11 protein-coding genes and 1 pseudogene are annotated in these 14,065 nt (G+C 67.1%); 7 read left to right on the forward strand and 5 right to left on the reverse strand.

The features are described from left to right. The 5 genes and pseudogenes from FREUN1FDRAFT_RS34415 to FREUN1FDRAFT_RS34430 all read left to right on the forward strand — a co-directional run. Positions 1-593, forward strand: a pseudogene (locus FREUN1FDRAFT_RS34415) (nitrilotriacetate monooxygenase); the annotation flags it as partial. Beyond that, the gene (locus FREUN1FDRAFT_RS34420) at positions 590-1,084 is read left to right on the forward strand and encodes a flavin reductase family protein (protein ID WP_006544989.1); all 495 of its coding nucleotides are present in this window, start codon (positions 590-592) and stop codon (positions 1,082-1,084) included. The pseudogene FREUN1FDRAFT_RS34415 and the gene FREUN1FDRAFT_RS34420, both read left to right, overlap by 4 nt. A gap of 21 nt (positions 1,085-1,105) precedes the next feature. Beyond that, positions 1,106-1,342 (forward strand): hypothetical protein, encoded by a 237-nt coding sequence (locus FREUN1FDRAFT_RS40440; protein ID WP_006544990.1) that lies wholly within the window; start codon positions 1,106-1,108, stop codon positions 1,340-1,342. Then, on the forward strand, positions 1,339-1,473 hold the full coding sequence (locus FREUN1FDRAFT_RS47590; protein ID WP_006544991.1) for a hypothetical protein: 135 nt from the start codon (positions 1,339-1,341) through the stop codon (positions 1,471-1,473). The genes FREUN1FDRAFT_RS40440 and FREUN1FDRAFT_RS47590 overlap by 4 nt, the downstream gene beginning before the upstream one ends. A 125-nt stretch (positions 1,474-1,598) precedes the next feature. Beyond that, complete coding sequence (locus tag FREUN1FDRAFT_RS34430) at positions 1,599-2,336, forward strand: NADPH-dependent F420 reductase (protein ID WP_006544992.1); 738 nt, start codon at positions 1,599-1,601, stop codon at positions 2,334-2,336. A gap of 221 nt (positions 2,337-2,557) precedes the next feature. On the opposite strand, the gene FREUN1FDRAFT_RS34435 is transcribed toward FREUN1FDRAFT_RS34430, so the two are convergent. Beyond that, positions 2,558-3,541: an IS110 family transposase gene (locus FREUN1FDRAFT_RS34435; protein ID WP_083828916.1), complete on the reverse strand. Its 984-nt coding sequence runs from the start codon at positions 3,539-3,541 to the stop codon at positions 2,558-2,560. Positions 3,542-3,570: 29 nt separating this feature from the next. Here FREUN1FDRAFT_RS34435 and FREUN1FDRAFT_RS34440 point away from each other — a divergent pair, with 29 nt between their 5' ends. Together FREUN1FDRAFT_RS34440 and FREUN1FDRAFT_RS48335 are read left to right on the forward strand one after the other, a co-directional pair. Beyond that, positions 3,571-7,167, forward strand: coding sequence for an AAA family ATPase (locus FREUN1FDRAFT_RS34440; protein WP_083828914.1), 3,597 nt, complete (start codon positions 3,571-3,573; stop codon positions 7,165-7,167). Positions 7,168-7,337: 170 nt separating this feature from the next. After that, positions 7,338-8,675, forward strand: coding sequence for a diguanylate cyclase (locus FREUN1FDRAFT_RS48335; protein ID WP_369809849.1), 1,338 nt, complete (start codon positions 7,338-7,340; stop codon positions 8,673-8,675). A 224-nt stretch (positions 8,676-8,899) separates the two neighbouring features. On the opposite strand, the gene FREUN1FDRAFT_RS34445 is transcribed toward FREUN1FDRAFT_RS48335, so the two are convergent. The 4 genes from FREUN1FDRAFT_RS34445 to FREUN1FDRAFT_RS34460 all read right to left on the reverse strand — a co-directional run. Then, positions 8,900-10,555, reverse strand: coding sequence for a methylmalonyl-CoA mutase family protein (locus tag FREUN1FDRAFT_RS34445; protein ID WP_006544996.1), 1,656 nt, complete (start codon positions 10,553-10,555; stop codon positions 8,900-8,902). Continuing rightward, positions 10,552-11,013 carry a cobalamin B12-binding domain-containing protein gene (locus tag FREUN1FDRAFT_RS34450; RefSeq protein WP_006544997.1) on the reverse strand — a complete coding sequence of 154 codons (462 nt, stop codon included), beginning with the start codon at positions 11,011-11,013 and terminating at the stop codon, positions 10,552-10,554. The genes FREUN1FDRAFT_RS34445 and FREUN1FDRAFT_RS34450 overlap by 4 nt, the downstream gene beginning before the upstream one ends. Positions 11,014-11,374: 361 nt before the next feature. Further along, positions 11,375-12,124, reverse strand: a complete 750-nt coding sequence (locus FREUN1FDRAFT_RS34455) for a GntR family transcriptional regulator (RefSeq protein ID WP_232295549.1) — start codon at positions 12,122-12,124, stop codon at positions 11,375-11,377. 134 nt (positions 12,125-12,258) lie between these two features. Further along, on the reverse strand, positions 12,259-14,065 hold a 1,807-nt coding region (locus FREUN1FDRAFT_RS34460), incomplete at its 5' end, for an ATP-binding cassette domain-containing protein (RefSeq protein WP_006544999.1).

A 14,065-nucleotide genomic window follows, 5' to 3' on the forward strand; every position in this document is an offset into this window, starting at 1 on the left:
CACGTGCGCAGCGCGACGCGCTCCGGAACGCCGCGCACGAGGCGGGGCGCGACCCCGACGAGATCAAGTTCATCGTCGGGCTCATGACGACCGTCGCTCCCACGGTCCGTGAGGGGCTTGACCGCCGCATCGCGATCGCGGGCGACCTCATCGAGGCGCGGCTGCCGCATCTGAGCGCCATGATCGGCGTCCAGATCCAGCCCCGGCACATCGACAGGCCTCTCTCCTCCGAGCAGCTGGCGGTCGCGCACGCATCGCCGATGGACCCTCGGTCCGCGATCGCCTTGCGAGTCGCCCGGGAGGGATGGTCGCCGCGCGACGTCCTCGCTCACGGGGTCATCGACTACCACCCCGTGACGGTCGGCCCCGGGAAGGTGCACGCCGACCACATGCAGGAATGGTTCGAAGCGGAAGCGGCCGATGGCTTCTGGCTCGCTCCCGATGTGTACGAGGACGGTGTCGACGCCCTCGTCGACGAGGTCGTGCCGATCCTGCGCGAGCGGGGGCTGTACCCCGACGGGTACGTGGGGTCGACGCTGCGCGAGAACCTCAGCGTGCCCGAACAGTACGGGTTGGGAGCCTGGCTTTCATGATCACGCCCCAGGACATGCGTCACACGCTTGCCGGCTTCGCGACGGGGCTCGCTGTGGTTGCCGCGGAGATCGACGGCGAGGTCGTCGGCATGCCCGTGAACTCGCTGGGTTCGGTGTCGCTGGATCCGCCTCTCGTCTCGCTGTCGTTCGCGCACACATCGACGACCTGGCCCAAGCTTCGCCGGTCGCAACGTTGGGGAATCAGCGTACTGGCGGAGGGGATGGAGTCGGCGGCGCGGGATCTGCGGCGACCGGCCACCGAGCGGTTCACTGGTCTGGAGGTCGATGTCGTGGGCGGTGCCGCCTTCCTGAGGGGAGCCCTCGTGACGATCACTGTCGAACTGCGTTCCAAGATCGAGACGGGTGATCACACGCTCGTGCTCCTCGACGTGCTGTGGCTCGAGCGCGACGAGTCGCGGGCTCCGCTGGTGTTCTTCGGGAGCAGAGTGCGAACGCTCGCGGCTAGGCGGTGTCCGGCCGATCATGGTTGACAGTCCCGCGCCGAGGAACTGGTGACCCGGCGGGCGGACATCGCCGGCATCGACGACGCCAGCACGGCGCTGACGCAGTGGCTGCGGGCGATGGAGGACTACCTCAACGCCTACAGCGGACTGCCGGAACCCCTAATGGCGGCGACCCGGGCTCAGGACCCGGACAATCCGCTCACCATCCCCTGCGACGAGCTCATCGCCACGACCGACGACTACGTGCGAGCCGCACAACGCACAGGGTCGTACGCCCGTCGGTGACGGGCTACGACCTCTTCCTCGCGGCCTGCTCGGTCGCCTGGATTAAAGGCACCGGCGCCACCGGAGAATCGGTCGACCGGCTGCGGGCCTTCGTCGCCTACGGATACCGCCAGCCGGACGACCGCACCTAGCGGCCGGCGACTCGCTCAAGACCGGGCCGCCGACCGCTAGGTGCGGTCGGCGGCCCGCCAATCCCGCCGCACCGTCATCCAATCGCGCCGCCCGCAGGGGTGGCACAACCTTCGAAGGGACAATCATGAAAATAACTGTGATCGGAGCTGGAGCCATCGGTGGAAATCTGGCCCGCAAGCTGAGCCTGGCCGGTCACGACGTCCAGGTGGCGGACGCCCGGGGCCCCGAAGCCGTTACCGCCGAGGTGCTGGAGACCGGCGCCCGCGCAGTGGCCCTCCACGAGTCGGCCCAGGGCCGGGACGCGATCATCCTGGCGATCCCGTTCGGGGTGCAGGGGCAGCTGGCGGAGCTGATCGCCACCGCCACCGCCGAGACCGTGGTCATCGACACCTCGAACTACTACCCGCACCTCAACGGGCGGATCGAGGCCGTGGAGGACGGCGGCCAGGTGGAGAGCGTGTACACCTCCGAGCTCCTTGGCCGACCCGTCGTCAAGGCGTGGAACGCCGCCCTGGCCGAGACCCAGCGCACCCGGGGTGTTGCGGCGGGCACCCCGGGCCGTATCGCGATCCCGGTGGCCGGCGACTCCGAGGACGCGAAGAAGGTGGTCATGAGCCTGGTCGACGACACCGGCTTCGACCCCCACGACGCCGGCCCCCTGGCCGACTCGTGGCGCCAGCAGCCGATGGGCCCCGCCTACTGCACCGAGCTGACCCTCGACGAGCTCCCCGCCGCCCTGGCCGCGGCCGACCGCGTCAAGGACACCGCCGTCCGCGACAGCCTGCTCGAGCGCTTCGCCGCCCTCCCCGACAACCCGACCCTGGACGACGTCGTCGAGATGAACCGCGCCGCCCACCGCTGACACCCCGCCCATCTACAAGGCGACGCCAGCGCGGGGCCTCGGCATCCGAGACACTATGGGACGTGAACAACGCCCGCGCATGCCCCCGTGCCGCAGCCCCGCGCGGTTGCGGCGCACGGCCGCCCGGCGGTCACCCACGCACATCGGCCCAGCAACACCTGGAAGTACCGACCGCACCCGGCACTCTCGGCCGCCACAGCCCCCGAGGCTGCTATGTCTTGTCAAGCCGCATGGAGTTCCCGGGACGCCGTGGCAGCTGATCCTGCCTGGCGTTCCAGGAGCTTGAAGACCTGGCGGGCTACGGCGCGTTTGAGGCAGCGCTGCGCGTCGCGGGAGGACTTTCCCTCGGCGCTCCGCTTCGCGATGTAGGCCCGGGTCGCCGGGTCGACTCGGGCCCGGACGAGAACGATCGTGTGGACTGCCCTGTTCAGCTGGCGGTCCCCGGCTCGGCTGAGCCGGTGGCGGGTGGTGAGGCCGGAGGAAGCGGGGATCGGAGCGGCGCCAGCGAACGCGGCGAACGCCGCGTCCGAACGGAACCGCCCTGGGTGCGACCAGCTGACAAGGACCTGCGCCGCGCTGATCGGCCCGACACCGACCAGCGCCAACAGCTCAGGCGCCATCGCCCGGACAAGCAGGTGGATCTCCTTCTCAAGCTCCTTCGCCTCCGCGGTCAACGTCTGGATCCGCTGGGCGGTGCACCGCAGCGCCCGCACGGTCATGCGGTGTTCGACGCCCTCGGTGGAGCACGCGGCCTGCGTCAGGCATGCCGCGATCTGTTGCTTGCCAGTCCGGCCGCGCAACTGCGCGCGAAGGGCTTCGGGGGCAGACACAATCAGAGCTTTGAGCTGGTTGATCGCCGCTGTCCGGGCGAGGACGGCGGCGCCGCGGGTGGCGAGCAGGACCCGTAGGGCCTCGCGTTCACCGCGGCGGCCTGGGTGGATCAGATGGTCTGAAACGAGGGCCTCGCGCGCCGCCCGAACCGCGTCGAGGGCGTCGGTCTTGCGGCCTCCGCGGTGAGCCGGGCGCTTGGGACGGCAGACCTCGACGACGCGTTCGCCGGCGGCGTCGAGGAAGGCGGCCAGGCCCGCGCCGTAGCTACCGGTGCCTTCCAACGCCCAGCACCGCCTGCCGGGAACGTGCTGGCGGGCGAGTTCGAGTAGCTGCTGGTAGCCGTCGGCGTTCGCGGGTGCGCTCTCGGTGGCGATGTGGGGTACCGGCCGACGGCGACAAGCTCGTGAGGCTGTGTGACCGGCACGGGCTCGTTCTGGTCGAGGACGCCGCGCAGGCCCATGGCACCCGGACGGCGTCGGGTGCGCGGCGGCACCGACTTTTGCTTCGGTGGGACAGGGGCAGAACAGACATGCAGATGGCTCATCAAAATGGGTTGGAATGGCCGATGTGTTCCGAATGCGTGACGTCAGGTCGCGATCTGCCTGTGATGCCGCGGATAGAGCTGCTCCACGAGTCGGAGCGGACCCGGGTGACTCGGCTGATGTTCCCCGGGGAAAGTGTGGTCCGGAAGGAGTTCCTAGGGCCATTGGCAGAGCGTCGGTCGCGGCACGAGATGGAGATCCTCGAGCGGCTGTCCGGTATCGAGGGGATCGTGCAGCTGGCTGATCGACGAGCTCCCATATGTCCTGGGGTGCTACTAATGGCCGACGTTGGCGGCACGGCACTGTACAGCCGCACTGTTTCCTACGATCCGGCCGATTTGATCGATTTTGCGGAAATGCTCGCGCGAGCCGTGGCGGGCATGCACCGCCAGGGTGTTGTGCATCGGGACATCAATCCAGCGAACATCGTGGTCAGCCCTACACAGCCGGGCGTGTTTCTGATCGACTTCGCGCTGGCCACGACCACAGCGATTAATCCGAAATATCTGCATCAGCACGAGATCGTGGGGACGGTGCCGTATCTGGCGCCGGAGCAGACCGGTCGGACCGGCCGCCCGGTGGACCAGCGGGCCGACCTGTACGCAGTCGGGGCCACGTTGTACGAGCTAGCCACTGGCGCGCCGCCGTTCGGCACGGGCGACCCCCTACGAGTGATTCATGACCATCTCGGGCGAGTTCCGGTGCCGCCGTCAGCGGTGAATTCGGCGGTGCCGACGGGGTTGTCAGCAGTCATCATGCATCTGCTGGAGAAGGAACCGGACGATCGTTACCAGACCGCCGACGGGTTGTTGTTCGATCTCGCGCTGGTTCGTCGTGGTGCCGGGGTGGTGCACCTGGGTGACCATGACTTCCCGGTCGGACCGCTGATGCCGTCCCGCCTGGCCGGGCGTGCAGGGGAGATCGGCGAACTGCGGAGGGTCTTCGCCCAGGCGGTCGCAGGCCGCTGCCCCGGGGTCCTTCTTGCTGGTGTGCCCGGAGTGGGCAAGACATCGCTGGCCAACGAGTTGCGGCCGGTCGTCGCCGAAGCCGGCGGTTGGTTCGTGACGGGCAAGTTCGACCAGTATCGCCAGGATTGGGAGTATAACGGTGTCCTCCAGGCATTCCGGGCGCTGGGCCGCCTCCTGTTGGCCGAGCCTGAAGCCAACCTGGTCGAAATGCGGGACAGGATTCTGCGGGTGTTGGGACCGAACGCGGGACTGGCCGCCGCGACAGTGCCCGAGCTGGCGACGCTGCTTAAGGTGAACCCCGAGCAGGGGGATCCGATGACCCTGCAGGTGCGGGGGCAGCAGAACGCCGTCGAGGTGCTGCGCGCAGTCGCCTCGCGCGAGCGGCCGCTCGTGTTCTTCGTCGATGACCTGCAGTGGGCTTGGCGGGCCCCGCTTCGCATCATCGATCCGATCCTCGGAGGAGAGGAGAACGTCGAAGGGCTGCTGCTGGTGGGAGCCCTCCGGGACAACGAGGTGGATGCCGCTCACCCGCTGACGTCGATGCTCGCCCGTTGGAGCCTCCAGCCAGCCGGGCCACACATCCTGCGCCTGGGCAACCTGGCTCCGGAGGGCCAGGCGGAGATGGTGGCGGACCTGCTGAAGCTGGCCCCGGCGCCAGCGGGGGAACTGGCACGAATGATTGCGCCCAGCACGGCAGGCAACCCGCACACCACAGCGGAATTGCTGAACTCGCTGCGTCAGGATGGGGTGCTGGCTCGCGGTGACAGTGGCTTGCGGTGGGATGAGGCCGGACTGCACCGGCGGCTGCATGTGATGAACGCGGCCGGGCTGCTGACCGCCCAGGTGACCTCGTTGCCGCCAGAGACCCGCGAGTCATTGGCGATGATGACGTGCCTGGCCGGTCGGGCCGAGCTAGATCTCCTGAAGGCCGCGACAGGCCTCGCGGCGGACGAGCTCGAGCGTCGACTTGCTCCCGCCTTCGCCGCCGGTCTGCTGGTGCTGGAGTCCGGCGGGCAACCGGCCGTGCGATTTGACCACGATCAGACGCGGGAGTCCATCCTCGAGGGACTCACTGCCGAAGCGCGGCGCGCCGTGCGGTTGAGCCTGGCCAGGCGACTGGCCGACCGAAACGAGTTCTTAACAGTGGCGGCGGAGCAGTATCTGCTCGTGGCTGACTCCGTGGACACCCCGCAGGAACAGCGACAGATGGTCAACCTGTTCCTGCGCGCCGCAGAGGAGACGAAGTTGCTGATCAGCTCGCCTCTGGCGGAGCGGTTCCTGACTGCAGTCGTCAGATTCATCGACCCGACCAACACTGATCAGTTGCTAGCGGTCCACCTCGACCGCCACGCCGCTTTGTACCGTCAGGGTCGGCTGGACGAGGCGGACGAGGCGTATCAGACGATCTGCCGGCTGTGTACCGACCCGGTCCAATGCGCGGAGGCGACCGCGGTGCAGGTCAGCAGTCTTACCGGCCGGGGTCGAGCTGCCGAGGCGCTGCGACTCGGCCTCGATGCGCTTCGGAGCCTCGGCCACCATGTCCCGGACGGGGATCGGATGGAAATGGAGATCGATCGCGGTCTTGACGCGCTCTATCAGTGGATCGACCAGACAGGCGAAGCAGACGATCTGCGTCGACCGAAGATCACCGACCGTTCGCGCCTTGGCGTAATGCAGCTCATCAAACGGCTCATGGTTCCAGCATATGAGTGCGATCCGGCGATACTAGCATGGTTGAGCGTGACGACGCTGCAGATGTGGGTGCGGGACGGTCCGCACCCCGCCCTGCTAGGCCCGAGCGGTTACATCGGGTTTGTGACCGTCTCCCGCAGACGCGACTACCGTACCGGGCACCGCATGACACGACGGATCCTCGCGGTCGGCCAGGCTCGTGGATATCGTCCCGATCTATGGCTGGCGCAGTTCCTGTACGTGGCTGGTACTGGTCACTGGTTCGAACCACTCGAGGACAACCTGTCTGCGGCCCGCCGTGCATTGGACGGCCTTACCCAGAGCGGCGATTTGCAAAATGCAGGATATACCCATTGTATCGTAATACAGAATCTTCTCGACTGTGCGCCATCGCTCGATCTCCTTGCAGCCGAGGTCGACAAGGCGCTGTCCTTCGCTACCCGCTCCGGTAACGGACATGCGGAAGAAATAATCCGTGCCTATCGCGGACTCATCCAGGTGCTGCGCGGAACCGCCGTCGAATCAGCGGCCGACACGGCACCCGGGCAGCCGCTGCTGGCCGTTGAGCCCATCGTCGTCGTCCACGTGCAGGTCATCCGTGCACTCGCGGCCGCCATCCTCGACCATCCAGCTGACCTGACTCGGTACACGGCCGCCATCATGCCGATATTGCCCGGTATCGAATCACTCCACATGACGGCAACGGCACGCCTGCTGCGGGCCCTTGCTCTCGCCGGCGAGGCACGTGCAGCGGGGGGGAGCAGCGCGAAGTCGCACTGGCGGAGCTCGACGGTCTGATCGCCTGGCTAGCCGAGCGAGCGGCAGACGCTCCGGTCAACTTCGGACACCTGCTGCGCCTAGTGGAGGCGGAGCGGTCTTGGACTGTCGGCGACTTCCGTGGGGCGGCGTATGCGTTTGACGCGGCCCAATGTGAGGTCGCCACCCGAACGCGCCCTTGGCACAGGGCATTGATCCTGGAACGGGCCGCACGCTTTCAACTCGCACATGGCATGGTGGCAGCCGGAAGCACGCTCCTGGCCGCCGCCCGTCGGCAGTACCTGGACTGGGGCGCGGCTGCGAAGGTCAGTCAGCTCGACTGGGCCAACCCGGCGTTGAGCCTCGAGTCCGCTGGTCCGCAGCCGGTCCTGCCACCAGCGACGGAGCTGGCCGCCCGCCGTTCCGCTTTCACCACCGGCACCATCGACCTGCTGAGCGTCTTTGCAGCTTCACAGGCGCTCAGCTCCGAAACCAGCATCGAGGGTTTGCGGAGCAGAGTCGTTGGGATCCTGTCTGCGATGACCGGTGCCACGGACGTCCACCTGCTGCTGCGCGGTGAGAAACCGCACGACTGGCTAGTGTCGACCGATGATGGCGACTCTGTCTCACTTGAGGAAGCCAGCGCGCGGCGCATCCTGCCACCATCGGTCATCTGGTACGCCGAACGCACTCGCACGCCCGTCATCGTTGCCGACGCTACCCACGACGACCGGTTCAATCGCGATCCCTACTTTGCCGACGTCAATCGCTGCTCGCTACTGGCCATCCCGATCATGAACCGAAACGAGATACGGGCAATGTTACTCCTGGAGAACCGGATGATCCGTGAGGCTTTCACCGCCGACCGGCTCGAAGGAATCATCCTCATCGCGGGGCAGCTGGCCGTTTCTCTCGACAATGCACGCGTCTACGGCTCCCTCGAGCGCAAGGTCGCCGAACGCACTGAAGAACTTGCCGCAGCTAATCGGCGACTCGAACAGCTTTCGGTCACCGACCCGTTGACCGGGCTGGCCAACCGGCGACATCTTGACGAGGTCCTCGACATCGAATGGCATCGGGCGCAGCGCCACACGACACCCCTAGCGCTCGCCATGATCGATATCGACCGCTTCAAGTCTTACAATGATCACTTCGGTCACGCTGCCGGCGACCGGTGCCTGCAACGCGTGGCTGCTTGCCTCGCGGCCGGCACCCGCGACACTGACCTTACTGCTCGCTACGGAGGAGAGGAGTTCGCGGTCGTGATGCCAGGCGCCGATACTGGCGATGCATCCCGCATTGCCCACCGGCTTCGTTCCGCCGTGGCGGAACTGACCGAACCACATCCGGTGACCACTAATCAGGTCGTCACTGTGAGTATTGGTGTCGCGTCGATCGCTCCCACTCCCACGGAGGAGGCGAAAGCCTTGGTCGAGTTGGCTGATTCCGCGCTGTACCGGGCCAAGAGCGGCGGACGTAACCAGGTGGAGGTGGCACACCCAACCTTGGCACCACGACACACCGACGCTTCGCCGTGGTCCGGCGTGTAGCCTTTCGATCCAAGCTGGGGCGGTCGTCCCGTGCCCCACCGGGGCACTCGCCCTCGGCACACTCAACAAGCTGCGCTTCGTGCCAGCCCAAAAACGGCCAACCCGCCTACATCCCGCGCCCACCACACCTGCATTAGCACCTCCTCGCCGTCGACCCGACCAGGCCACCGTGATCAATAGTCGGGTCGGTCGACGCGTCGAAATCTGAGGTGCGAAAGACGGGACTAGCCGAGGTCGAACGGGGCCCGAACAGCGTCGAACGGATCGTACTTCATCCCGCAGGCCAGCCGCTGGGCACCCGAGACCTCTGCGAAGGTGCAGTTCGCCAAGAACGCGTCCGCCATCGCGTCCTGGGTGTTGCGATCACCTCGGGCCGAGTCGAACACCGCCTCGAGAGCAACTCGTACGCTCTGCGGGTCGCGCGCGCGCTTCTCCTCGACAAAGCGCCGAACATGCGAATCGACGGCGGCCTGGTCAACCTTGAAGCGCTCCGGCGGTCGGGTCTCGGCGGGTTGGAAAGCGTTAACGCCGATCACGATCCGCTCGCCGTTCTGGATCTCCTGTTGACGCCGGAAGTTCTCGTCGTCCAGCACGGACTCCAGCCAGCCGTCCTCAATGCCCTTGATCAGCCCGTGGTCCTCGATCTCGGTCAGAAAGGCGTAGGCTCGGGCCTCGACCTCGTCGGTGAGTGCCTCGACGTAGTAGCTCCCGCCGAGCGGATCCGCGGTGCGAGCGGCCCCCACCTCGTGGGCCAGGATCAGCTGTGTGCGGGTCGCGAGCTCACGCGACTCGTGCGTCGGGATCCCGATCGGCTCGTCAAACGTGCACGTCTCGACCGACTGGACCCCGCCGAGGATGGCGGCGAGGGTCTCCACCGCAGCCCGGGTCAGGTTGTTCAGCGGCTGCGGGTACACCAGCGAGCGCCCGGAAGTGTGACAGGCGATCCGCAGGCGGGCGCTGCGCTGGTCCTGGACACCGAAGTCGTTCCGGATCATCCGAGCCCACATCCGGCGCAGCGCGCGGTATTTGGCGACCTCTTCGAACAGGTCGATGTCGGAGGTCGACACCCACGCCATCCGGGGCGCGACCTCCTCCACCCCGACGCCGCGCAGCCCGAGATCCCGGAAGGTGGACCGGACGATCGCCAGGCCGAGAGCGATCTCCATCGCCGGCGTGCATCCCCGCTCGCGCAGGTTGTAGGCCTGCGGCAGCCCACACGCCCACCGCGGCGTGTTCCGGGCGGCGAACTCGAGCGTGTCCGCGCCGAGCCGCTGACCGAAGGCCGGGGAGAAGAACTTGTGCCCGCCACCGTCGAGGTTCAGCCGCAGGTAGTCCGGCATGTGCGAGCCATGCAGTGCGGCCAGGTCGAGTCCGTGCCTGCGTGCGTGCGCGATCACGAGCGGATAGATCATATAGGTGATGTGCCAGGCCACGTCGGTCTTCGTGACGTCGATGTTCCTCAGCAGGCGGTCGAGGTCGTTCAGCGAGGAGACCGACGCACCATCGAGACCGACGTCGGCGCGCAGTACCGGATGGTCGGGGTCCAGGCCCTGCGTCGAGAGCACGTCGAAAACGACATCGACCGCGGCGGACCCGGCCGCGATCGACGCGTCAATCCCAGCGGCGGTGTCCTCCGGGCTCCCGTAGCCGACGATGTTGCGCAGCGTCCACATGCGGCTGCGATACATTTGGGGGAAGGACCCACGGGTGAACGGGTACTCGCCGGGATCACCGAGTTTGTCGTCGTACTCGGCAGTACGCTCCGCAGGTCCGTAGTACGTCTCGGTCTCGATCCCGGACCAGGTGGCGGTCCGCGAAAGCCTGACCGACACGTCCTCGATCTGGTCTTGGACGGTCTCTCGCCCCTCCATGGTACTCATCGCATCCGTCCCGCCGCGGCCGCTCGCAGGTCACTCGCAGCCGCTTCGGAGGGAGTGTCAACCCGCCCGAACTTCTCGTCGATGGTGGCCAGGATCTTCTGCGTGGTCGCCTCCGGTCCGAATACGGCCGTGACGCCCGCCGCCTCGAGCTCCGGCAGATCCTCCGGATGGATGAGCCCGCCCACGACCAGCCCGATGTCCGCGCCGCCTGCCTCTGCGAGGGCCCCCAGCAGCTCCTTGACCCGCGGCACATAGTTGCCGTTACTGAAGCTGACACCCACGAAGTCCGCGTCCTCGCTCACAGCGACGGAGGCGATGCGCTGGGACGTATTGTGTTCACCGATGTACACGACTTCGAGCCCGTGATCCCGGAAAATCCGGGCGATGAGCCTGATGCCCTTGTTGTGTTTGTCCGAGCCCACCATGCCCAGGACGCAGCGGATTGGTGCTCTGCTCACGACGCTCCTTCGTGATCGAGTTAGTCAGCGGCCACCACGACCAAGGCACGCGCTGCCCGTACCGGCCACCACATCCACTGCGGAACCGGCGTTTGCCGCGCTCTCGACGCATAAGAACAAGGTAAACGGCGGGCTGCCGGGGCAAGTCGCCATTGCTACCCTACCTACAACAGCGCAAGCATGCATGCATTTCGGCATGCCGAGACGTTACTTGGTGTCTGAGGTTGCCGCCCGCCGCTCGGCGTAGACGGCTGCTGCGGCGTCCTGAACTAAGGAGCGGTCGCCGACGTGATCGCGCCGATGAAACCAACCTACTCCGGCGCCCGCGACGCGGACGGCGGGGTGGCTGTGTCGCTGTTCGTCAGAGCGTGAGACGAGCCCGCCGGCTGTCCTGGGGTAGGGAGATGAGCGGGCCGGTCAGAGCCGAACCGAGCATGTCCTGGAGCAGCGCCCGGGATCTTCCCCGGTGCTCGTCCATCAGCCGGACGAGCTTCGCGGCATCCTCGGCCTCGATAGCGGCGATCATCTTGTCATGATCGACGGCGACGCGACGACGCCGCTCGGGATTGGAGAGATGAAGAGCGCGATACGGCTCCGAAACGCGCCATACTCGGAGGATCTCCTTGTACATGATGGTGAGAGGAGACCAGGAGAACATCATCAAGTGAAAGCTGCGGTTGCTGGAGACGAGCCGATCGATGGTGGCGTCCTCGGCAGCGGCACGGCAGGACTCGTTCGTCTCTTTGAGCGCCGCCAGCTGCTCAGCATCGGGCCACCGCAAGGAGCGGAGCACCTCCGTCTCCAGGAACGCGCGTATCGAGTAATACTGCAGCAGGTCGGCCGCGCTCAGCTTGGCGACGTCATAGCCGGCATTGGGGGTGCGGACGAGAACTCCGTCGGCCGCCATCGCCCGCAAGGCCTCCCGCAGCGGAGTGCGGCTGACATTGAGACGCTCGGACACCTCGCGTTGGTCGACCCGCTGGCCGGGTGACAGCTCTCCGGTGCGGATGAGCTCGTAGAGAGAGTCGACGAGAGGGTCGACATCGGACCGTAGGCTCGTTGCCACAGAGGAACTCCCGATCACAGAATTGACATGCATCAGTGTCGCCACTGTGGTTCGTCCAAAGTGTACAACCTGCCTCGAGCTTGCTGACAGCCGCCTGCCAGCAGTCCTACTAGGCCGCTCCCTCGGGGTAGGGCACACAGGCCGGCGGCTGACTGCTGGTCGCCGGCCCGCGCAGCGGCTCAGCTCATCAGGGGCTGCTCCTCCGAGTCCGCATATGGTTCGGCTTCGGAAGCCTGGGATTCGCCGACATACGCCCGCAGCACGTCGGGATGGGTGCGGACGACCGCAGGTGGCGCGGCCGCGACGAGGCGCCGGCCTTCGGCCATCACCGTGATCTCGTCGCAGACGGACAGGACCATGTCCAGGTTGTGCTCGACGAGCAGGACGCCGATACTCCATCCCTCGGCCAGCCGTCTGATCAGGTGGGCGAGCTCGCCGGCCCCCTGTTCGTCCAGTCCCGCCGCGGGCTCGTCGAGGAGCAGGACCGAGGGTGCCGAGGCGACTGCGCGTGCGATCGAGACCAGCCGTCGGTGCCCGAACGACAGCGAGTCCGGGCGCTCGTCGTAGAGCGGTTCGAGACCGAACTCACGCGCAGCGAGGACCGCCGCCGGACTGAGCGCCACCGGGCCCGGTCGCACCAGGTCTGTCAGGTAGCGGCGCAGGGCCCCGTCGTCGCAGCCGACGGCGAGGTTCTCCCGCACCGTCAGGTCCTCGAAGAGTTCGCCGCTCTGGAAGGACCGGGCCAGACCCTTGCGCACCCGGCGGCCAGAACCCACTCGCCTGATGTCCTCGCCGTCGAGCGCCACGGCGCCCTCCGCAGCGACGAAACCCGTGACCGCGTCGATGAAGGTGGTCTTGCCGGCACCGTTCGGTCCGATGAGCCCGTGAACCGTTCCCGGTCGTACGGTGAGATCGATGCCGTCGACGGCGACCACGCCGCCGAACCGAACAGTCAGGCCCTTGACCTCGAGCGTTCTGGGAGGGACCGGTTCAGCGACGACTGCGGCGCGCCGCGGCTCCTCGGCGGTGTCAGGCTCCGGCCTCGTGCCGGTGTCCCGGACGTCGGTCGTGGGGGTGCGGTGCTGCCGGTGCCTCAACTTCACCAGCATCTGCCGGTTCTGCTCGACGAGCCCGTCGGCTCCCGTGATCAGGACGAGGAGTACGAGGATGGCTCCGACCAGCGGCAGGTACGTGTCGGCCGCTCCCCACTGGGTGATGAACTTCGAGACGATGCTGTTCGGCAGCACGGCCGCTCCGATGATCGGCCCGATGAGCATGCCGATGCCGCCCACGACCGTCGAGGTGGTCGCGGTGATCGACGTGAAGACGTCGAACCGGGAGAAAACCACTCGCTCGTTGAGAAACGCGACCAGACTGACCCCGACCGCGGCCATTCCCGCGGCGACCATGAAGGCATACAGCTTCGCGACGTACACGTCGATTCCCAGCGCGAGTGCTGCCCGTTCGTTCGAGCGTACGGCTAGCAGTCTCCGTCCCGCCCGGCCCCGACGGAGGTTGGCGAGGGCGAGAAGGGTCACCAGGAGAACCGCCAGGACCGCGATCGCATAACGGCGTGGATGCTCGCCCGGGTCGAGATCGAGCCCGAACAGGGAGGGCGTCGTCACGGGTAGGCCGTCGGTGCTGCCGGCGAGCTGGGTGTTGGCCAGGAACAGGGCGTACAGGGAGATGGCGATACCCAAGGTGCTGACCGCCAGGTTGACGCCGCGGGTACGGAGCGCGGGTGCGCCCAGTACCGCGCCGATGATCATCGCGCTGACGACGCCACCCAGGAACGACAGCTCGAACGGAAGCCCGAGGGCGTCCATCAGCTTCACAGCGATGAAGGCGCCTATCGCGCCGATGAGGTACTGCGCCAGCGACAGCTGGCCGGCGTACCCGGTGACCAGCAGGACGGAGAGCCCGACCACGGCGTTGGCCAATGTCACCGACATCGCCGTGACCCAGCCGTCGGACAGGACCAGGATC

The sequence above is a fragment of the Parafrankia sp. EUN1f genome, from assembly GCF_000177675.1.
Lineage (GTDB): Bacteria > Actinomycetota > Actinomycetes > Frankiales > Frankiaceae > Parafrankia.